Origin of the sequence: Hymenobacter actinosclerus (genome assembly GCF_900111515.1) — a bacterium.
GTDB classification, from domain to species: Bacteria; Bacteroidota; Bacteroidia; order Cytophagales; family Hymenobacteraceae; genus Hymenobacter; species Hymenobacter actinosclerus.
The window spans coordinates 200,777-221,660 of record NZ_FOHS01000004.1; the positions used below are offsets into that span (position 1 = coordinate 200,777).

Below are 20,884 nucleotides of genomic sequence, written 5' to 3' on the forward strand. Positions count from 1 at the left end.
TGGCTTACTCGCGGTAGGCCTGCGAACTGGCGGGGCGGCCATCCTGGGGCGGGTAGTTGCCCAGAATGCTGGTTACGATCCGCTGCACTTCGGCTTCGGAAATAGTCTGGTTATCCACCTGGGCCTGACCCTGGCCACGCCAGGCCAGCTCCTTGCGGCTGGCATCCACGAAGTCCAGAATCAGCGTGCCGGCCTTGTATTCAGTTACGTAGCCGCGGTTGTAGAGGCTGCCGTAGCCGTAGCCATACCCGTAGTAGGGGTAGCCGTAGGGGCCGTAGGGCGAGGCCACCGACCGTTGCTTGTCCTCGACGCGGGCGCTGTAGGCCACAAATACATCGGGCGTGGCCGTGGCTTCCACCATCGTCATGCCCTTCAGGCCCAGCTGCTGCTCAACGGCCGAGCGAATGCGCTTGTCCAGAAACGACTCGTAGCCCTGGGCCGGGCCGCCCTCGGTGTCGGTGCGCTGCTGCGGGTACCAGGCCCAGGTGCGGTAAGCGCGGAAGTTGACGGAGTGGTCGTAATCGGAGGTGACGCCCACGCGGGCCGTGGTGGTGCAGCTGGTAGCGCCCAGCAGCAGGCTCAGGCCCAGCACGGAGTAGGCGAGCGGGCGGCGCAGAAAGCGGGAAATGCGGTTCATAGAAGTAGAAAAATCAGTAAGAGAAACCCCGTTGGCAGGTAGCTGAAAAGCCGCGCCCCGGGATGCTTAAACAACAGCCGCGGGCGGCCGGACGTTCCAGCAGCGCGGCCGGGCGGGCCCGGACAGCGGCGCAGATTATAACGCCAAAAATTGCCCCGCGATTATAATTGTGGTTATCTTTTGTCGAAATTGTCGTTTCCTGATTTTACCCTCATGAAGAAAACTGTACTCTATTTGGGCGTGCTGGCCCTGTTTACCGCCTCCTGCAGCTCATCGCGCGACGATTCCCGCTCGCGCCACCCCGATTCCAAGCCCGTGGAGCATACGTCGGTGGTCGAGTGCATCCTCTACGATGGCATGACCAAGACCTCCAAGCAGCTGGCCACCCTCAATGCCGGCAGCGAGGTGCAGGTGATGGATACGGTTAGCGCCTACTTCCTGAAAGTGCGCGTAACGGCCGCCGGCAAAACTGAAACCGGCTACATGTACCGCACCTGTTTCGGTAAATAACGGCCGTATCAGTTGTGGCCGGCCGGTGGGGGCCGCGCCGGTCCGTGGGCAAACCGGGCCGGCGCGGCCCCCACCGGCCGCCTGCTTTAAGCGCTTTGTCGGGCGTCGGATGGCTAATCCGGCGTATCTTCGGGGTCTATTATTCCGTGCTATGGCTGCTTCTCCCGCTTCTGCTCCCACTCTCGAAAGCCTGGCCGCCGAGCTGGCCCAGGAACGCCGGCTCCGGCAGGCCTCGGAAGTGCAGGTGGCCGGGCTGCGCCGGCACCTGGCCTCCACCCAGCGCACCGTGGGGCGCCTGGCCGACAGCATTACCCGCCTGACCCAGAACCTGCGCGTGGCCGTACTGGTGGCGCATCAGAACGGCACGGTGGCCCTGCTCAACCAGGAGTTCTGCGACCTGTTCGGCATTGAGGAAGCCCTGCCCCTGGGGTTGTTCGACTGCCCCGTGGAGCCGCTGATTGAAGCCCTGCTGGCCCGCGCCGCCCGGCCCGAGCTGGTCCGCCAGCGCCTCGACTCGCTGCGCCTGGCCAACCAGCGGGTGCTGGGGCAGGATCTGGAGCTGGCCGATGGCACGGTGCTCGAACTCGACTTCGTGCCCCTTAGCGGCCCCGACGAGCTGGTGGCGGCCGGCTACCTGCTCTCGTGCCGCGACGTAACGCAGGCCCGCCGGGCCGAGCAGTACCTGCATTCGCTCTCGCGCATTCCGGGCCAGGACCCCAACCTGATTCTGCGCCTGCACGCCGATGGCCGGCTGCTCTACAGCAACCCCGCCGCTGAGGCCCTGCGCCTCGAATACCTGGAGCCTGAGCAGGAGCCGGCCCTGGCCGGGCAGCTGTACGCGGCCGCCTGCGAAGCCCTCGACAGCCAGCAAATGGTGCAGATGGAGGTTGGATTTGGCCCGCGCTGCTTTCAGCTGGCCATCACGCCCTTCCCCGACGACCAGTACGCCAATCTCTACCTGACCGATATTACTCCCCTCAAGGAGGCCGAGAAGCGGCTGGCCGAGCAGCAGGAGTTCTACGAAACCGTGCTCAACCAGCTGCCCGCCGATGTGGCCGTGTTCGACGCCCGGCACCGCTACCAGTTCGTCAACCCGGCCGCCATCCGCAACGATGCGCTGCGCCACTGGATTGTCGGCCACGACGACTTCGAGTACGCCGCCTACCGCGGGCGCTCCGACCAGCAGGCCCGGCACCGTCGCCAGCAGTTCGAGCAGGTAGTGCAGCAGCGCGTTACGCTGGCCTGGGAAGAGCACCTGACCGGCCCCGACGGCCCGCGGCTGGCCCTGCGCCACATGGCCCCCGTGTTTACGCCCGCCGGCGAGCTGCGCATGGTTATCGGCTACGGCATCGATATTACCGACCGCTACAACGCCGAAAACCTGCTGCGCCAGCGCGAGGCCGAGCTGCGCGAAAACCAGGCGTTCGTGCGGGCCGTGGTCGATACCACGCCCAGCATCATCTGGGCCACCAACGGCCGCGGCACGGTACTGTTCAGCAACCGCACCTTCGACGAGCTGCTGGAACGCAGTACCCACCGCCAGAACCCGGAGGCCGGCACTCCGGCCGCCCGCGAGCTGCAGGAGTTTGTGGCCTCCGACGAGTACGTGCTGCGCACCGGCCTGGAGCTGGTGCAGGAAAACACGTTTACGCAGCGCGACGGCACCATTATGTGGCTGCAAACCGTGAAGCGCCCGCTGGTGCGGGCCGATGGCAGCGTGAACGTGCTGGGGGTGAGCACCGACATCACGGAGATGAAGCAGGCCCGCCAGACCCTGGAGAAGAGCACCAAGCAGTACCGCGACCTGATGCAGTACTCGCAGGCCCTGATCTGCACCCACGACCTGACCGGCCGGATTCTGTCGGTGAACCCGGCGGCGGCCCAGCTGGTGGGCGCGGCGCCCGAGCAGCTGCTGGGCCGCACGCTGCGCCAGATTCTGGCGCCCGAGTTCCACTACCAGCTCGACCAGTACCTGCGCCAGGCCCACGAGCAGCAGCAGCAGCTCACGGGCCTGCTCACGCTCAGCGGCCCCGACGGCCGGCCCCACCACCTCATCTACGACAACTACCGGGTGGAGGAGCCCGGCGAGGAGCCCTACGTAATTGCCTACGGCCAGGAAATAACCGAGCGCCTGCTGGCCGAAAAGGAGCTGATCCGGGCCAAGGAGGAAGCCGAAAACACGGCCCAGGCCAAGGAAAACTTCCTGGCCAACATGAGCCACGAAATCCGCACGCCCATCAACGGCATTCTGGGCATGGCCGGGCTGCTGGCCAAAACGCCGCTCAACGAAACCCAGCAGGAACACCTGCGGATTCTGCGCAGCTCGGGCCGCCACCTGCTCACCGTCATCAACGACGTGCTGGATGTGGCCAAGATGGAAGCCGGCCAGCTGGAACTGGAGCAGGTGCCGTTCGACGTGTGCCAGCTGGTGAAGGAAGCCGTGCAGAGCCTGGCCTACCGCGCCGAGGAAAAAAGTATTGATCTGCGGGTGCAGCCCCTGACGCTGGCTCACTCGCTGGTGGTAGGCGACCCCGGCCGGCTCAACCAGATTCTGCTCAACCTGCTCAGCAACGCCCTCAAGTTCACGCACCAGGGCTACGTGGAGCTGGGCGGGCGGCTGCTCTACGAAACCGACGAGACGCTGGCCCTGGAGTTCTGCGTGCGCGACACCGGCATTGGCATCGCGCCCGATAAGCAGGAAAGCATCTTCGAGAACTTCGCCCAGGCCTACGCCGATATTTCGCGGCGCTTCGGCGGTACGGGCCTGGGCCTGACCATCAGCCGGCGGCTGGTGGAGCAGCTGGGCGGCCGGATGTGGGTGTCCAGCGCCGAAGGGCGGGGCAGCACGTTCTACTTCACGCTCGCGTTGCCCAAAGCTGCCGCCCTGGCGCCCGCCCCCGCGCCCCGCCCCCTGCCCGACTACGAGCGGCTCCGGGGCCGGCGCGTGCTGCTGGTCGAAGATCATCCCGTCAATCAGCAGCTGGCCCTGCTGATGCTCGAAGGCTGGGCCGTGGAAGCACACGTGGCCTCCGATGGCCCCGAGGCCCTGCAGCAGCTCGAAGCCCGCCTCTACGACGTGGTGCTGATGGATATTCAGATGCCCGGCATGAGTGGCCTCGATGTAACCCACGAGCTGCGCCGCCACCCCGACCCGCACCGGGCCGATACGCCCGTTATTGCCCTCACGGCCAACGTAATGCGCTCCGACGATGAGGCCTACCGCGCCGCCGGCCTCGATTATCTGTCCAAGCCCTTTGAGGAGGAGGAGCTGTTGCACAAGCTGGAGGCCAACCTGCGGCCGGTGCCGGCTGCCAGGCTGGAAACCCAGCCGGTGCCGGTGTCGCTGCCCGCCGCCGAACCGGAACCGGCCGCGCCTGAACCGGAGCCCGTGCTGTTCGACCTGACCCGGCTGCGCGACACGGCGCACGGCAGCAGCATTTTCATGCAGAAAATCATCGGCTCATTCCGCACCCACACGCCGCTGGTTGTGAGCCAGCTGCGCGAAGCCGCCGCCGCCTCCGACTGGGATACCGTGGGGGCGCTGGCCCACAAGCTGCGCCCCTCGCTGCAGCTGCTGGGCATTACAAGCACCGATGCGGCCGTGGCCCTGCTCGAACCCCTCTCGCGGCCCGCCACCGCCGCGCTGCCCGATTCCGACGCGCTACTCAACGCCACCTTCGCGCTGGCCGAAACGCTGACCACCGCCGTAGAGCAGCTCGGCACCGTACGGCTGGAATAAGGTAATATAGTGGGGTAGTGAGGTGGTGAGTTGACGTTCCAGGGGGGCTGTCGGCGCAAGTAGCGCAATCAGGCCCCTGGCACGTCAAACTCACCACCTCGCCACCTCACTATATCACCTCTCAGATCCGGTTCAGCTTGCCGAAGAAGGCTTCCTGGTAGGATTTGCCGATGGGCACGTGCTGGCCGCCGGGCACTACGGCCGCGCCGTCTTCGATGGCCTCGATGCGCTTGAGGTTGATGATGTAGGAGCGGTGCACGCGCACAAAATGGTCGAAGCGCAGGCGCGCATCCAGCGACTTCATGGTGGTATACACGATGTACTTCTGCTTCTCGGTAACGATGACGACGTAATCAGACAGGGCCTCGATGTAGAGGACGTCATCGAAGTTGATGCGCACCATTTTGCTGTTCACCTTCACGAACAGGTCGTTGTCGGGGGCGGCGGCGGCGATGGTGGGGGCCGGGGCGGCGGCGGGAGCCGGCGTTTCGTGCTGGAGCAAGGCGCGCTGCACGGCCCGGCTGAAGCGGGCGTAATCGAAGGGCTTCACCAGGTAGTCGGTTACGCGCAGGTCGAAGGCATCGACGGCGAAATCCTCGTGGGCCGTGGTGAGGATGACAATGGGCGGGTCGGGCAGGATGCGCAGCAGATCGAGGCCGTTGAGCTGGGGCATCTGCACATCCAGAAACAGTACATCCACGCGGTTGCCGGCCCGGAAATAGTTCAGCCCCTGCAGCGCATCATCCATCGACTCGACCAGTTTAAGCGAGCTGGTGAGCGAGATGTAGTGTTCCAGCGTCAGCCGGTTAATCTCCTCATCATCGATGATGGCACAGGTAAGAATACTTGGCATAGCAGTGTCGGGATAAGGTCGCCGCGGGTTAACTGGGCGACAGCCGGGAACGGGTGCCTGCGCGCAACCCTGGAAAAGGCCTTAACCAGGGAGATAGCGCGGAAGGTTGATTGGCTAAGCTAGCCTTTTTGGATTTACCAGGCAAGTTGGAGCAGAGGGGCGGGGCTAGCTGCGGCGGGCCATTTCGGCGGCCACCAGCGCCTGCACCTCGGGCCGCTCGTAATCGGCCTCGGCCTGGATGTGCGGCATGAGGCGCTGCATTACCTGCTCCTGGGCCTGGCCATTGGCCAGGGCCTCGGCGTAAGGTATCTGCGAGAAGGTAACCTGCGAGTACAGCGGCAGCCACTGGGCCGGGTACTGGGCGGCCAGCTTGCCCTCAATTTTCTTCTGCAGCAGAAAGCGCGGGTCGGCAACCCGGTCGCGCATTTCATAGAAGTTGTACACCGCCAGGTCGGCCATGGCGTCGGTGTTGGGCTTGCGCATGGTTTCAAACCGGCGCATAATGCGCGGCCAGTCGGAGCCATGCTCGCCGAGCAACTCGGCCAGCACGGCGCAGTCCTCGAAGCCCGAGTTCATGCCCTGCCCATAGAAGGGCACAATGGCGTGCGAGGCGTCGCCGAGCAGCAGCACGTCGTCGGCGTGGCTCCAGGGAAAGCAGCGCACGGTAACGAGCGAGCTGGTAGGGTTGGCAAAGAACTCGGTTTCCAGCTCCGGCATCAGCGGCAGGGCGTCGGCAAAGTGCTCGGCAAAAAAGGAGCGGACCTGGGCCGGCGTCTGCAGAGCGGCAAAGGAGTTGGCACCTTCGTAGGGGAAAAACAGGGTGCAGTTAAACGAGCCGTCGAGGTTGGGCAGCGCAATCATCATGTACTGGCCCCGGGGCCAGATGTGCAGCGCGTGCTTCTCGAGGGGCCAGCTGCCCTTGGGGCCCGCGGCAATGGTCAGCTCCTTGTAGCCGTAGTCGAGGTACTGCTGCGAGTAGTTGAACCGGTCGGTGCGCTGCATGGCGCCGCGCACGGCCGAGTACGCCCCGTCGGCCCCAAACAGGCGCTGGAAGGGCTGGATGCGTGCTTCGCCGGTGGTTTCGTCGCGCATCTCCAGCTGCTTGCGGCGTAAGTCCACGCGCTGGCAGTGCTGGTCGAACTGCACCCGGATGCCGGGCTGCTGCTCCACCAGATCCAGCATCCGCCGGTTCAGGCCGGCCCTCGACACCGAGTAGATGGCCTGGCCATCCTGCCCATACGGTTGGAACGTGAGTTGCCCGTCCGTGCCGTGCATCATGCGGCCGTTCATGGCAATAGCCACTTCGCGTACGGCCTCGGCAATGCCTACGCCCTCCAGCGCCTTCCAGCCGCGGTCGGAGAGGGCCAGGTTGATGGAGCGGGCCTCCACTTTGGCCTCGCCCCGGATGTCGGGCCGGCGCTCAAATAACTCAACCGAATGGCCGTGCCGGGCCAGGTACAAAGCCAGCAGGCAGCCTACCAGGCCCGCACCCATTACGGTAAGGGTTTCGGCCGGGGGCTGCGGGTTGGCGGGGGAGGAAGCTAGCATCAGAGAACGGGTAGGCGGGAAAAGCTGAATGAGACCCCGAAGGTACTTGATTGCCCCGGCATAGGGCCCGGAAGGGCCGGCGCGCGAAGCGTTGGCCGAGGTATTTGGCGCGTTGAGCGAGAAAGTTCCTTCGTGCGGCTTTTTTTCAAATCCGCCCGCCCGGCTGACCCCGTACTTTGTATTATAAAATGATTCGACTGACTTCAGTTTACGGCCTGATGCTACCTACTCCTACTTTTGTTTTATACGATATGGGTCCAAAATTTGCCCGCCATCGTCGGGCCCGGCAGCGGCAACGACTGGTGCGCCTCACCCTAGTGTACAATCCGGCCAGCCAAACGGGCCGGGCGCGGCCGCTGGCTGCTTATCACGAGGGGACGGCGATGGATAAGCGGAGCGCCGGCACAGTATTGTGCATCGGCGGCTATATGGTGGGCGATGAGCATTGCCCGTGGCTGTACGGCCCAACCAACATCCGCTACTAATCCGGTGCGCCTGAGGCAGGCTGCAACCCTTTCTTTTACGCTGATTTTTCACCAGAAATACCAATTAGAAAAAAGTTCAACTATATCGTTGGTAATAACTTAGCGGGTAGGATATGATGCATGCATACTATACATTTGCGGCCTCTTCTGGTTGAAGAGGCTTTTTTGTTTTTTTTATTTCAGCGTATGCGAAAACCTTACTATTTCCTGGTCTTTTTGTTGCTTCTGCTGGGGCAGAGCCTGGCCGGTCGGGCGCAGGAATCGGCGGCCGTCAGCGGCTCCGTTCTCACCGACACCGGCCAGCCGCTGCCGGGAGCTACCATCTTCATCCGGGGTACTTTCATCGGCACAAGCACCAACCGCGACGGCAGTTTCCTGATGCGGGCCGACTTCAGCAACGGACCCGTGACGCTGGCCGTGTCGTTTGTGGGCTACGTAACCCGCGAGGTAACGCTGAGCCAGCCCGATAACAGCATTCGGGTAGAGCTCAAGCCCAACGCCATCCAAACCACCGAGGTGATTGCCTCGGCCTCCCGCAAAGAGGAAAACATTCTGCAGGCCCCCGTAACGGTAGAGAAGGTGACCTCGCAGCAGGTAATGCAGCTGCCCCCGCCCGATGTGCAGGTGGGCCTCAACCAGTTCAAGGGCATCGACGTGAACGGCACGAGCATGCTGATGAACTCGCTCAGCACCCGGGGCTTCAACTCGCCCAAATCGGAGCGCCTGATTCAGCTTACCGACTACTTCGACACCCAGTCGCCTTCGCTCAACATCAACTCGGGCAACCTGCAGGGCCTGCCCGAAATCGATATCGAGAGCATTGAAATTATCCACGGTCCGGCCTCGGCGCTGTACGGCGCCAACGCCTTCAACGGGGTGCTGCTCCAGAACTCGAAAGACCCCTTCGTGACGGAGGGCCTGACGCTGCGCGTGCGCGGTGGCGGGCGCAGCCTCTTCGATGGCCAGCTGCGCTATGCCCAGCGCATCGGTGAGAAGTTCGCCTTCAAGGTTACGGGCGCTTACCTGACGGCCGACGACTGGCTGGCAAATAACTATTCGGCAACCGACCGCCGGGTGGAAAGCCGCAACAATGCCGCTGGCTCGGCGCTGGGCTACGAGGCCGTGAACCGCTACGGCGACGTGGCTTTCACGGTGCCAGCAAACTACCCCGTTGCCGATTTGCGGGGCAAAACGCTGTTTATGCCCGGCTTTACGGAGCAAACGCTGGTAGGGACCGACGACCGGGCCCGGTCGCTGAAAGTGCAGCCATCGGTTTCGTACCTGCTAACCAACTCGATTAAACTGACGGTGGGCGGCAGCTACAGCCGGGGCACGGCCAGCTACCAGAGCTCCAGCCGCTACCGGTTCAAGGATTTCGGTACCAACCAGTACCACGGCGAAATCAAAGGCAGCCGCTGGTTTGTACGCGGCCAGTCGGTGCAGGACTTCGGCAACAACTCGTACGATTTGAACCTGCTGGGCTCGTTTATTCAGAACGCGCCCATTGCTGCGGGCACCGGCACTACCTACGCGCAGCGGTATTTTGGTACTTACCTCAACGCGTACGCCGTGTCGCGGGCCAAGGGCCAGACCGATGAACAGGCGCAGCAGGCGGCTTCCGACCTGGTAAACCAGGGGCCGTACCAGCTCGACCCCAACTCGGCCGAGTTCCGCAGCCTGCGCAGCCAGATTACCGGCGACGCCACGCCCGGGCGCGGTGCCCGGCTCAACCCCAGCTCGCTACTCAACGAGGGCAACGCCCAGTACAACTTCCGGCTGGCCGAAACGGCCGACCTGATTGTGGGCGGTGCCTACCGCAAGTTCCGGCTGGGCTCCAACGGCAACCTGTTCAACGACGTTGAAAACCGTATTCAGAACCACGAGGTTGGCGGCTACGCGCAGCTCACCAAGAAATGGCTCGATGAGCGCGTGAAAGTGGCCCTGGCCGGCCGGGTTGATGAGTTTAAAAACTTCAAGCCGGCCTTCTCGCCCCGGGCTTCGGTGGTGTACTCGGTAGGTGCTACGCGCCAGCATAACTTCCGCGCCAGCTTCGGCCGCGCCTTCCGCTCGCCCACCCAGCTCGACCAGTACATTCAGCTCGATGTGAAGCAGGTGCTCTTGCTGGGCAACGTGGACAATGGCTTTCAGGGCTACCGCATCACCAACGGCCGGCCCGGCGCCGAAATTGATTTGGCTACCCTCAAGCTGGAGCGTTTGAGCTCCTACGAAGTAGGCTACAAAGGTGCCCTGACCGAGCAGCTGGCCTTCGATGTAAACTACTACCGCAACTACTACAACGACTTCATCGGGGCCGTGCGCTTCATCGGCAACCGCGACGGCAGCCGTCCCACCACGGCCCAACTTATGACCGAGGCTACCCGCGTGGCACCCGAGTCGCCGTTCCAGGAGGCCACCTCGCCCACCCGCGTGCTGCAGGTCTGGACCAATGCCAACCAGCAGGTGAGCACCCAGGGCGCGGCCGTGGGCCTGACCTACGCCTTCGCGCCCTTCCTGAAGGTGGCCGCCAACTACACGCTCAACGTGCAGGACCGCTTCGAGGTGCAGGACGCCGACTTCCAGACCTATTTCAACACGCCCAAGCACAAGTACAACGTGGGCGCCAGCGGTACGGCGCTTACCCACCTGAGCTACGCGCTTAACTACCGCTGGGCCCAGGGCCACGAGTACGGCACGCCCTTCGCCGTGGGCCAGCTCGCCGACTACAGCGTAACCGACGCTTACCTGGGCTATAACTTCGTTAAGACGGGGCTGACGCTGCAGGGCGGCGGCTCCAACATCTTCAACGCCAATAATATTCAGGTGTACGGCGGCCCGCAAATCGGCCGCCTGTTGTACCTGGGCCTGCAGTTGGATATAAAGTAAGAAGCAGATCGTGGGTAGCGAGAAATCGTCATTGCGAGGCCCAAGGCCGAAGCAATCTGGTCGTATAAAACGACCAACTCAGTAAAGCAGAAAGCCCTTGTCGTCTGTACTGGCGTCAGGGGCTTTCTGCTTAAAAAAGGCTGTCATTCTGAATAGCCGGATTGCTTCGGCCTTGGGCCTCGCAACGACGTTCTCTTACTACTTCACCAGCCGGAACGTGAGGTTGAGCCGGGGGCCGACGGGACGGGTGGTTTTGGGCAGCGCGTGCAGCCAGTTCTGCTGAGTGGCGCCGCGCATGAGCAGCAGGCTGCCGGCCAGCAGCGGCAGGCTCAGGGCCTGGGCGGCCACGCTGCGGCGGGGCCGCAGGCGGAAGGTGCGGGTAGCGCCCAGCGTGAGCGAGGCAATAACGGGTTCCGGACCCAATTCGGGCTCATCATCGGCGTGGTAGCCCATGCTGTCCTGGCCCGAGCGGTAGAGGTTGAGCAGTACGCTGTTGAAGCGGGCCCCGGTGGCAGTTTCGAGGTGGGCCCGCAGCTGCTGCAGGGCTGGCAGCCAGGGCAGCGGCTCCAGGCGCAGGCCCGAGTAGCGGTACGTGGCCTTGGGGTCGCCGTACCAGGCCGTGAGGCGCGGCTGCATCACCTCTTTCCCAAACAGCTTGATCGGCTGCTGCTGCCAGGCCACCGTAGCCGTCAGCTCGGCCAGCAGGGCCGACGCTTCGGCCGGGGCCAGAAAGCGGGCATCGAGCAGCACGTCGGCGTCGGGCAGGGGTAGGGGCAGCAGCGGCATCGGGTGGCGGTTCGGCTCAGACGGTGCCGGGCATTCCGGCGGGCATGATGCCGTGGAGCTGCACGAGCAGGTAATAGAGGCCCAGCATCAGCAGGCCGCAAATCAGAAGCGGGCCCACCCACGAGCGGCTGCGGTAGGGCTGCCGCCCGATGTAGCGGGGCCAGAAAAACAGGTTGTACACCAGAATGGCGGGCAGGTTGAAGAACGAGCCCAGCCAGTTCACCTGCTCACCGTACACGCTCTTCAGCCACAGCACCAGGTAGCCGCCCCCAAACACGTAGGCCAGCACGAAGGCCACCACCAGCAGGGCCGCCCGGCCGCGCTGCAGCGTCCGCAGGTTCAGCACCAGCATCACGCCCCCGGCAATCATGCTGAAAAGCACCGAGAAGATGGTAATGGCCCCCAGCGAAAACAGCCGGGGCCCAACTTCGGCCGCGTCGGGCGAGGCTTCGCCGCGCGCCACCCGCCGGGCCTGCACCTGCTCGGCCACCTCGGCGCGCACCACGGCCTCGCGGCGCTCGGTCTGCTCCTGGCCCAGGCGCAGCTCAGCCATCAGCGCCTCGGCGTTGGGCTCGGGCAGGCCGCGGCGCTCCAGCTCCGTGAGGGCGGCCAGCACGGCCTCCTCGCGGTACTGGTAGCGCTGCTCCACGTATTCGCGCAGTTCAGCCACCGTTTTACGGCTCATTTTCGCCGGGAAGTCCTCTGCCATGATTCGTTTTTCGTTATTTGTTTTTCGTTTTTCGGCGCTTATGCTTTCGTGCTCTTTCGTTGGTGAATTGGTCAGGGATTGTATTCTCAACGAAAAACGAAAAACAAGCGCCGAAAAACGAAGTCTTACTGAGCCCACTCGGCCAGCACTTCACCCACGCGGAAAACGTCTTCGAAGGTGTTATAGAGCGGGGTGGGGGCCAGGCGGATGACGTTGGGCTCGCGCCAGTCGCCGATAACGCCCACGGCCATCAGGTGCTCGAACAGGTCGCGGCCACCCTGGTGTACCAGCAACGAAAGCTGGCAGCCGCGTTGGGCGGGGTCCTGGGGGGTAATGATTTCGAGCCGCTCGGCCGGCAGGTTCAGGCGTCGGATGAAGAACTCCAGATAGCCCGTCAGCAGCTCGCTTTTGCGGCGCAGCGCGGGCATGCCGCCGGCTTCGTCGTGGATTTTGAGGGCGGCCTCGTGCACGGCCAACGACAGAATGGTGCCGTTGGACAGCTGCCAGCCGGCCGCCCCGTACATGGGCTTAAAGCCCTTTTTCATCTGAAACCGCTCCTTCTCATCGTGGCCCCACCAGCCGGCCAGGCGCAGCAGTTCGGGCTGCTCGGCAAACCGCTCGTGCACGTAGGCGCCGGCCACGCCGCCAGGCCCCGAGTTGAGGTACTTGTAGGAGCACCAGCAGGCAAAATCCACGTCCCAGTCGTGCAGCTGCAGCTCCACGTTGCCGGCCGCATGGGCCAGATCGAAGCCTACCATGGCCCCGGCGGCGTGGCCGGCGCGGGTAATGGCCTCCATATCGAACACCTGGCCCGTGTAGTAGTTGATGCCGCCCATGATAATGGTGCAGAGCGAGTCACCCAGCTCCGCAATCTTGGCTACAATGTCTTCGGTGCGCAGCGTGTGCTCGCCGGGGCGCGGCTCCAGCTCCACAATGGCGTCGTCGGGTGCGAAGCCGCGCAGCTTTACCTGGGTTTCGAGCGCGTACTGATCGGACGGAAAGGCGCCGCCTTCCATGAGCACCTTGTAGCGGGTGGCGGTAGGCTGGTAGAAGCTGATGAGTAGCAGGTGCAGGTTGGTGCTCAGGTTGTTCATCACCACTACCTCGTGGGGCCTGGCGCCCACTACGCGGGCCGAAGGGCCCTGCAGCCGCTCGTGGAAGGGCATCCAGGGCGTGTCGCCCTTGAAGTGGCCCTCCACGGCCAGGTTCTGCCAGTTCTCAAACTGCACTTCGGCGGCGGCGCGGGCCGTGCGGGGCTGCAGGCCCAGCGAGTTGCCGCAGAAATACAGGCACTCGCCCTGCCCGTCGGGCGCGGGCGGAATCAGAAACTGCTGGCGGAAGTCGCGCAACGGGTCCTGCGCGTCGAGCTGGCGGGCGAAATCGAGGGTGGGTTCAAACGTCATCCGGGCAAAGATACCAACCATATAGCCGGACACCTAGCCACCCGCCCGCAGGATTATGGCCACTTGCCGGGCTGCTGCTCTTCCTACCGATGCCCTGAAACAGGCCGGCACTACCCGTGGCCCGGCGGGCTAGGGCGCAGCAACCGGGGTCGGGGCCTCCAGGTAGGTACCGCACATGGTGCAGGTGCGCAACGCGTCGGAGGCCCAGAAGCGGTCCATGATGGGCGGCAGCTGGGCCACGATGTCGGTTATTTCGGCGTACTCCTCATGGAGCTGGTGGCCGCAGTTTTCGCAGTACCACTGGAAGCCATCCAGCTCCCCGGCCGTGCGGTAGCGCTCCAGCACCAGGCCCACCGAGCCAGCTGGCCGCCGGGGCGAGTGGGGCACGCCACCGGGCAGCAGGAACATGCTGCCCGCCTTTATCTCGATATCCACAGGCCGGCCGTCCTCAATGATTTTCACCACGATGTCGCCTTCGAGCTGCAGAAACAGCTCCTCGCCCTCGTCCACGTGGTAGTCTTTGCGGGCGTTGGGGCCGCCCACCACCATCACGATGAAGTCCTTATTATCCTTGAACACCTGCTGGTTGCCCACGGGCGGCCGCAGCAGGTGGCGATGGTCATCAATCCACTGCTGAAAGTTGAAGGGACGGGCAACGGGCATGGGCAGAGAGAACAGGGTAGGAGGTATTCACAAAGAGCCGCAGGTGGTGGCTGGGCGCTAGTCGGCGCGGGAAATAAGTACGTCGTCGAGAAAAACGGGCGGCGTTGCCCCGCCCCGCCACATGTACACGCGCAGCTCGTGAGTGGGCTCTACGCTTTCGGGCAGAACAAAGGTTTTCCTGATCTGCGTCCACTGATTGATGCCCTTTACTTCGTTGCCTAAAGTGATGCTCTCCCAAAAAATCTTTTGCTCAGAATCAGCCGGATTCTTGACTTCCACTACCAGCTGAGCTTCTGAGCCCTGGTCCGTCACCAGTGCCCAGGCGCTCAGCCCGAGCTTCTTTATGCGCATCGGACTGACCTTCCCCACAATGCTGGTGTAGCTCATCGAGTACTCCACGTTGTTATCAACCATGATGGAGTGCCGCCCCGAGTGGGCCTTGGCAGTCGTCAGGGATGGGTTGGATGGAATCCAGCCTTCCAACGATTCGAAGTCGTTGTAAGAGAGCACGTTTTCGGCGTTGGCGGTGGTGCCGCGGCTGGAGCAGCTTACCAGCAGGCCCGCACAGCTGCTTGCAATCAGTAAGGGATAAAAAGGCAACAGGCGCATAACCAGCCGGAAAGGAAATTAACATAAAAAAAGCGCCGCGAAGATATAAAACATATGCAGGCGGAACTGCCGGCGCCGGGTAGGTGCCAGCAGCCGGCGGCCGCCCGGGGCCGGTCGTTTGCGGGGCCCGACTTTCAGGCGGGTGGCGGAGTTCTATTTGCAGGCTATCTATATTTACCCTCCATTTCCTTCTTTTTCGCGCTGTAGAAAAGCCCTGCACTCCTCGGCTTCTGCTTATCGCTTATTTATGCTTATCAATCGGTTGACCCGCTCTTTCTGGGGGGGCATTATTGTGGTATTCCTGTCGGTTGTCACCCTGGCCCTGCTGTTCGGGCCGGCCATGCTGCATCCGGGCCAGTACTATTTCCAGCCCGGCGGCGACGGCATTCAGAGCTACTTCGCCACGGCCTTCTATGCCCTCTACGACGGCGGCGGGCAGCATTTCTCGGGCATGAACTATCCGGTGGGGGAGAATTTCAACTACCCCAACCTGCAGCCCCTCATTGCCTGGGGCATTTACGTGGCCGACCAGCTGGGGCTGCCGGCGGCTACCAATGCCATTGCCATTACCAATGTGCTGGCTATGGGCGCACTGGCGCTTACGCCCCTGGTGGTATATGCCATTCTGCGGCGGTTCCGGCTGCCGGTGGTTTACGCCGTGGTGATGGCGCTGCTGATCGGGTTTCTCTCGCCGCAGGTGCAGCGCCTCGGCGACCATATGTCGCTGAGCTACGCCTGCTTCATGCCGCTGCTGTGGTACTGCATCATCCGGATGCAGGAGGCGCCTTACCGGGCCCGCTGGTACGTGCTGTTTGGTACGCTGGCCACGCTTATGGGCCTGGTGATGCTGTATTTTCTGGCCTGCGGCTGTATTCTGCTGCTGCTGCACGCTTTCCTGCTGGCCCTGCGCCGGCCGCGGCCCTGGGCCGTGGTGTGGCGCATGGTAGTAACGGCCGTGGTGCCGCTGGTTCTTACCCGGGGCTGGCTCTGGTTTACCGATACGGTAACCGACCGTCCCCCCAACCCCTACGGGCTGCTGGTATACGTTTCGAACCTGCAGGGCGTACTAACGCCGGGCGTGGGACCGGGGCAAACCTGGGTGGAGCGCCTGACGGGCTACAACGCGCCGGCCTACGAGGCCATGGCCTATATCGGGCTGATAGCCGCCCTCACGCTGCTGGTAGTGGGGCTGGTGGCGCTGGGTAAGCTGCTGACCAGGCGCTACTCGGGGGAGGGCAAAGGCCTGCTGCCGGCCGGGCTGCCCGCGCCGCTGGCTGTTGGCTTGCTGGCCGCCATGCTGCTGCTGTTTGTGTCATTTGGCTGGCCCATGATTTTTCCTGGCCTGGAGTGGATGGTCGATTATCTGGGGCCGTTCAAGCAGTTCCGGGCGCTGGGCCGCTTTGCCTGGCCGTTCTACTACGCCGCCACGGTGTTTGCAGCCTGGTGCATGTGGCAGCTTTGGACGTGGCAGCGGCAGCGCGGCCAACGCTGGCTGCTGCGCCTGTGGCTGCCGGCGGCCCTGCTGCTGTGGGCCGGCGAGGCCTGGGTTAACCTGCATGTGAAAGCCAGCCAGGTGCTTCAGGGTAGAGGAGCCGAAGACTTTTTCAAGGAAACCAACGGTCTGACGGCCCGCCTGAGCTGGGCCAACCGCCGCCCCGACCATTTCCAGGCCATCCTGCCCCTGCCTTACTTCAACAAGGGCAGCGACCGAATTGACCTCGACGGTTCGGGCGAGTCTATGTTCCAGGCCCACCGGCTGGCCGTTACAACCGGGCTGCCCGAGCTGTCTACCTACGTGTCGCGGCCTTCCATGACGCAGGTGCTGCGGCACGTGCAGCTGCTTAGCAGCCCGCTGGTCGAAAAGCCGTTGCTGGCCTCGTTTCCTTCGCGCAAACCTATTCTGCTGCTGGTAACCTCTCCCTGGCTCTCGCCGGCCGAGTTGCGGCTGATCGGGTTAAGCCATCTGCTGGTGGATGCCCCCGAAGGCCGGCTCTACGAACTGCCCCTCGACAGCCTGGCCCGCACGTCGGTGCCGCAGGAAAGGCGGCGTTTCGAGCAGCTCTGGCCCACGCTGCCGGCGCGGGCCAATGGCCTGCGGGCCACCACGCCCAAGGGCGTGCTGTACCAGCCCTTCGACCAGCGCCCCGACCGCCGGGGCCGCCTGCAGCCGGGCGCTTTCCACGAGCCCCGGCCCATGTTCAGCATCCTCTACGACGGACCGCTGCCCACCCCGGCCGACACCGGCCGCTACGAGGTGAGTGCCTGGATAAACGCCCAAACGGGCTACGGCATTGGCAACATGCAGGTGAAACAGTACGCGGGGCCGGACATGGTCGACCATCAGGTGGCTGATGGACGGCTAACGATGGAGGTGCAGGGCGAGTGGGTGCGGTTGGCCGTTCCCATCCGGGTGCGGCCCGGCGTTACGCGCCTCGAAGTGCTCTACGACAGCCGCGACCTGCTGGCCGACGACCTGCTGATCCGGCCCGCCGATACCGATGTGTACTGGCTGCAGCCCGATAAAACGCCCGTCCTCAACGGCTACCCGCTGCGCTAGCGGCCAGGCTGGGCGCGGTCGGCTTCGTGCGCGGTGTCAAGCGGCGAATAAAAGGCGCCGGCCTGCGGGGCTAAAACGTGGTACCAGCCTGATTTCTACGAACATGATGCTCCGCTGGGGCTGCAGCACAAGGCGGGAGCGTAAGGCCGATTGTCGTAATTTCGCGTTCTATGGATCTGAAGTACGAGGATAAATACCATCAGTTAGAAGAGCAGCACTGGTGGTTTGCCAGCCGGCGTGATGCTGTGTACGACCTTGTTAAAGGCCTGCAGCTGCCTACTACGGCGGCTATTCTGGAAATCGGCTGCTCGGGTGGGCCCCTCATGCAGCGCCTGCGAACGGCCGGCTATACCGATGTTACGGGCATCGATGTAAGCGAAGTAGCCGTGGCGCTGGCCCAGCAGCGGGGCATCCCCCACGCCAGCGTTATGGACGGCGCGGCCCTCACGTTTGCCGATGCCCGCTTCGATCTGGTAATTGCCTCCGACGTGCTGGAGCACATCGAAGCAGAAGGCACCGCCCTGCACGAGTGGAACCGCGTACTCAGGCCCAATGGGCAGCTGATTGTATTCGTACCGGCGCACGCTTATCTGTGGAGCCAGCACGACGTTGTAAACCATCATTTTCGGCGCTATTCGCGGCAGGGGCTGGTGTCGGCCATGAAGCGCGCCGGATTTCAGGTACAACGCAGCTCCTTCTGGAATGCGGCCTTGTATTTCCCTACGGCCGCCCTGCGCCTGGGGCGCCGGCTGCTGGCATCGGGCGGCACCGATGGCCCGGCCCGCCCGGCCGACAGCACCGGCGACCTGCACCATCTGGCCCGGCCACTTAATGCGCTGCTCACGAACTGGGTGAAATTTGAAAACCGGCTGCTGCGTCATCTTAACTTGCCGGTGGGGGTGAGCGTATTCGCGCTGGCCCGCAAGCCCGGTCCGTAACTTCTTCATTCTTTACCGCCGCCCATCGTGGACCTTTCCGTCATCATCCCCATCTACAATGAGGAGGCCAACATCGGGGCGCTCTACGACCGGCTGTGCGGGGTGCTCGACCCGATGGCACTGCCCGGTGGCTACGAGCTCATCTTCGTCAACGATGGCTCGCGCGACCAGTCGCTGGCCCTGATCCGGTTGTTGGTGGCCCGCGACGAGCGGGTGCGCTACGTAGATTTCAGCCGCAACTTCGGCCACCAGATTGCCGTGACAGCCGGCCTCGACCGGGCCCGCGGAGCGGCGGCAGTTATTATTGATGCCGACCTGCAGGACCCGCCCGAACTGATTCCGGCCCTGTACCGGAAGCTGGGCGAGGGCTACGAGGTAGTGTACGCCCGGCGCCGGAGCCGCCAGGGCGAGAGCGTTGCCAAAAAGCTCACGGCCCGGCTGTTCTACCGGCTGCTGGTCAGCATTACGCACATTTCTATTCCCGTCGATACAGGTGATTTCCGGGTGGTGTCGCGCAAGGTGGTGGAGGCCCTGCGCCAGATGCCGGAGCAGAACAAGTTTATCCGGGGCCAGATTTCGTGGATCGGCTACCGCCAGACCTACCTCGAATACGACCGGGCCGAGCGGGCCGGCGGGGCCACCGGCTACACCTACCGCAAGATGTTCCGTCTGGCCCTCGACGGCATCACGGCCTTCTCCGACGTGCCCCTGAAAGTGGCTACCGTGAGCGGCTTCGTCGTGTCGGGCCTGGCGTTTATCGTGATGATCTATACCCTTTACGCCCGTTTCGTGAGCCACGACTACCAGCCCGGCTGGGCCTCCCTGATGGTGAGCATCCTGTTTCTGGGCGGCGTGCAGCTGATTGCCGTGGGTATTATCGGCGAGTATATCTCGCGCCTGTCGGCCAACGTGCGCCAGCGGCCCCTCTATATCGTGTCGGAAGAAGCCTAGATTTACGCTCACTAGTTGTCCGGAGGCGGGCGGGGCAGACCTGACGGTTTCGGGCGGCATTTACGCTTATATTACCCGGTGCTTTCTTCTGCCTCCCTTTCTTCGCCGCGACTTTGGTGGCGCTACGGGCTACCGCTGCTGCTACTGCTGGCGCTTGCCTACTTTCCGCTATTCTGGCAGCTCACTTCCTTCCCGGTGCAGCAATGGGACGAGTCGCGCACGGCCCTCGACGGGCTGGGCATCCTCGTGCACCACGACTGGCTGGTAGTGCGCTATCTGGGCGAGCCCGACCTCTGGAACAGCAAGCCCCCGCTCTGGACCTGGCTGCTGGCCGGCAGCATCCGGCTGCTGGGGCCCACCGAGCTGGGCCTGCGGCTGCCGGCCGCGCTGGCGGCGCTGGCCACTGTGCTGGTGGTGTATGCCACTGCCACCCGCTGGCTGCGCAGCCGGCTGGCCGGCCTGCTGGCGGGGCTGGTTCTGCTCACCAGCCCCGGCTACGTAACCTTTCACGTTGCCCGCACCGCCGATTTTGATGCGCTGCTGACGCTGACCACCACGGTAGGAGTGGTCAGCTGGCTGGCTTACCTGCGCACGGGCCGGGCGCGCTGGGCCTGGGCCACGGGCGGCAGCTTCGCGGCGGCCGTTCTAACCAAGGGCATTGCCGGCGCCATGTTCGGGCCCGGCTTACTGCTGGCCCTGGCCCTGACGGGCAGCGGCCGGCGGCTGCGGCGGCCCGTGCCGTGGCTGGCAGCCGGGCTGGTGCTGGTGGTGGCAGTGGGCTGGTACACGGTGCGCGAAGCGGCGGCCCCGGGTTATCTGGCCGCCGTGTGGCAGTATGAGGTAGGTGGCCCTGCCGCGCAGCAGCTGGAAGGGCACTACGAGCCGTTCAGCTACTACCTCGACCTGCTGGCCGGGGGCAAGTTTGCGCTCTGGCTGCTGCCGGCTTTGGTAGGCGCCGGCCTGGGCTGGTGGCTGCCCCGCGGCAGCCGTGGCTGGTGGCTGGGCCGGGTGCTGGCGGCCGTGGCCGGCTCGTTTTACCTGGTGCTTTCACTTTCCCAAACCAAGCTGTCGTGGTACGATGCGCCGGCTTACCCGCTGCTGGCCCTGCTGGCGGCGGCCGGCCTCACCGAAGCTTTCCGGCTGGCCCGGGCCGCAACCGGCCGCCGGGTAGGCTATGCGGCCCGGCTGGCCGGCGTGCTGGCCCTGGCGGCCTTGCCCTACCTGAACCAGGTGCAGTACCTGCGCCAGCTTTCCAAAATCCGTTTCGAGAACGACCAGCTGGTATACGGCCACCACCTGCGGCGGCAGTGGCAGCAGCTGCCCAACGTGCGCAGCTATATCCTAGGCACCGACAACTCGTTTAATGATGTGCCGGAGTTTTATCGGATGGCGGCCGAGTATGAGCACGGCCACCGCGTGCAACGGCTGGCTCCCTGGCAGCGCGACAAGGCCCAACCCGGCGAAACCGTGGCCGTGTGTGGCCAGCGCGCCATTCAGGCCTGGCAGCAGTACTTCCAGACAACCGTGCTGGTACAGTCCGACTCCTGCCTGACGCTGCGCCTCGGCCCGCGCCGCTGAGTCGGGCTATTACTTTTGTAGAGCAGATTTCAAGT

16 protein-coding genes are annotated in these 20,884 nt (G+C 64.0%); 8 read left to right on the top strand and 8 right to left on the bottom strand.

The genetic code is table 11. The features are described from left to right. Nucleotides 1-4: 4 nt before the first annotated feature. Nucleotides 5-637 carry a DUF4136 domain-containing protein gene (locus tag BMY67_RS15640; protein WP_092773312.1) on the bottom strand — a complete coding sequence of 211 codons (633 nt, stop codon included), beginning with the start codon at nucleotides 635-637 and terminating at the stop codon, nucleotides 5-7. Between the two features lie 213 nt (nucleotides 638-850). Between BMY67_RS15640 and BMY67_RS15645 the strand changes: the two genes are divergently transcribed. Both BMY67_RS15645 and BMY67_RS15650 read left to right on the top strand, forming a co-directional pair. After that, nucleotides 851-1,147, top strand: coding sequence for a hypothetical protein (locus BMY67_RS15645; RefSeq protein WP_092773363.1), 297 nt, complete (start codon nucleotides 851-853; stop codon nucleotides 1,145-1,147). 151 nt (nucleotides 1,148-1,298) lie between these two features. Next, nucleotides 1,299-4,886, top strand: a complete 3,588-nt coding sequence (locus BMY67_RS15650; protein ID WP_092773366.1) for a PAS domain S-box protein — start codon at nucleotides 1,299-1,301, stop codon at nucleotides 4,884-4,886. Between the two features lie 121 nt (nucleotides 4,887-5,007). On the opposite strand, the gene BMY67_RS15655 is transcribed toward BMY67_RS15650, so the two are convergent. Both BMY67_RS15655 and BMY67_RS15660 read right to left on the bottom strand, forming a co-directional pair. Beyond that, the gene (locus BMY67_RS15655; protein WP_092773368.1) at nucleotides 5,008-5,739 is read right to left on the bottom strand and encodes a LytR/AlgR family response regulator transcription factor; all 732 of its coding nucleotides are present in this window, start codon (nucleotides 5,737-5,739) and stop codon (nucleotides 5,008-5,010) included. Nucleotides 5,740-5,904: 165 nt separating this feature from the next. Further along, a complete protein-coding gene (locus BMY67_RS15660) occupies nucleotides 5,905-7,287 on the bottom strand; it encodes an FAD-dependent oxidoreductase (RefSeq protein ID WP_092773370.1) in 1,383 nt (460 codons plus the stop codon). 251 nt (nucleotides 7,288-7,538) lie between these two features. On the opposite strand from BMY67_RS15660, the gene BMY67_RS19065 reads away from it, so the two are divergent. Beyond that, entirely contained in the window at nucleotides 7,539-7,772 is a 234-nt protein-coding gene (locus BMY67_RS19065) for a hypothetical protein (protein ID WP_143069862.1), read from the top strand. Nucleotides 7,773-7,958: 186 nt separating this feature from the next. Beyond that, nucleotides 7,959-10,655, top strand: coding sequence for a TonB-dependent receptor (locus tag BMY67_RS15665; protein WP_177189866.1), 2,697 nt, complete (start codon nucleotides 7,959-7,961; stop codon nucleotides 10,653-10,655). A 198-nt stretch (nucleotides 10,656-10,853) separates the two neighbouring features. On the opposite strand, the gene BMY67_RS15670 is transcribed toward BMY67_RS15665, so the two are convergent. The 5 genes from BMY67_RS15670 to BMY67_RS15690 all read right to left on the bottom strand — a co-directional run bounded on the left by BMY67_RS15670 (nucleotide 10,854) and on the right by BMY67_RS15690 (nucleotide 14,825). Then, a complete protein-coding gene (locus tag BMY67_RS15670) occupies nucleotides 10,854-11,441 on the bottom strand; it encodes an alpha-ketoglutarate-dependent dioxygenase AlkB family protein (RefSeq protein ID WP_092773375.1) in 588 nt (195 codons plus the stop codon). A 16-nt stretch (nucleotides 11,442-11,457) separates the two neighbouring features. Then, a complete protein-coding gene (locus BMY67_RS15675; RefSeq protein WP_092773377.1) occupies nucleotides 11,458-12,126 on the bottom strand; it encodes a hypothetical protein in 669 nt (222 codons plus the stop codon). 149 nt (nucleotides 12,127-12,275) lie between these two features. Next, nucleotides 12,276-13,553 carry a kynureninase gene (kynU, locus tag BMY67_RS15680; protein WP_092773379.1) on the bottom strand — a complete coding sequence of 426 codons (1,278 nt, stop codon included), beginning with the start codon at nucleotides 13,551-13,553 and terminating at the stop codon, nucleotides 12,276-12,278. Nucleotides 13,554-13,682: 129 nt separating this feature from the next. Further along, nucleotides 13,683-14,216, bottom strand: coding sequence for a 3-hydroxyanthranilate 3,4-dioxygenase (locus tag BMY67_RS15685; RefSeq protein WP_092773381.1), 534 nt, complete (start codon nucleotides 14,214-14,216; stop codon nucleotides 13,683-13,685). A gap of 57 nt (nucleotides 14,217-14,273) precedes the next feature. Further along, nucleotides 14,274-14,825, bottom strand: coding sequence for a carbohydrate binding domain-containing protein (locus tag BMY67_RS15690; protein ID WP_092773383.1), 552 nt, complete (start codon nucleotides 14,823-14,825; stop codon nucleotides 14,274-14,276). Between the two features lie 247 nt (nucleotides 14,826-15,072). Here BMY67_RS15690 and BMY67_RS15695 point away from each other — a divergent pair, with 247 nt between their 5' ends. The 4 genes from BMY67_RS15695 to BMY67_RS15710 all read left to right on the top strand — a co-directional run bounded on the left by BMY67_RS15695 (nucleotide 15,073) and on the right by BMY67_RS15710 (nucleotide 20,849). Then, entirely contained in the window at nucleotides 15,073-17,382 is a 2,310-nt protein-coding gene (locus BMY67_RS15695) for a DUF6311 domain-containing protein (RefSeq protein ID WP_177189867.1), read from the top strand. A 170-nt stretch (nucleotides 17,383-17,552) separates the two neighbouring features. After that, nucleotides 17,553-18,320, top strand: a complete 768-nt coding sequence (locus tag BMY67_RS15700; protein WP_092773387.1) for a class I SAM-dependent methyltransferase — start codon at nucleotides 17,553-17,555, stop codon at nucleotides 18,318-18,320. A 27-nt stretch (nucleotides 18,321-18,347) separates the two neighbouring features. Next, entirely contained in the window at nucleotides 18,348-19,271 is a 924-nt protein-coding gene (locus BMY67_RS15705) for a glycosyltransferase family 2 protein (RefSeq protein ID WP_218144624.1), read from the top strand. Between the two features lie 78 nt (nucleotides 19,272-19,349). Further along, entirely contained in the window at nucleotides 19,350-20,849 is a 1,500-nt protein-coding gene (locus BMY67_RS15710) for an ArnT family glycosyltransferase (protein WP_177189868.1), read from the top strand. Nucleotides 20,850-20,884 lie beyond the last annotated feature (35 nt).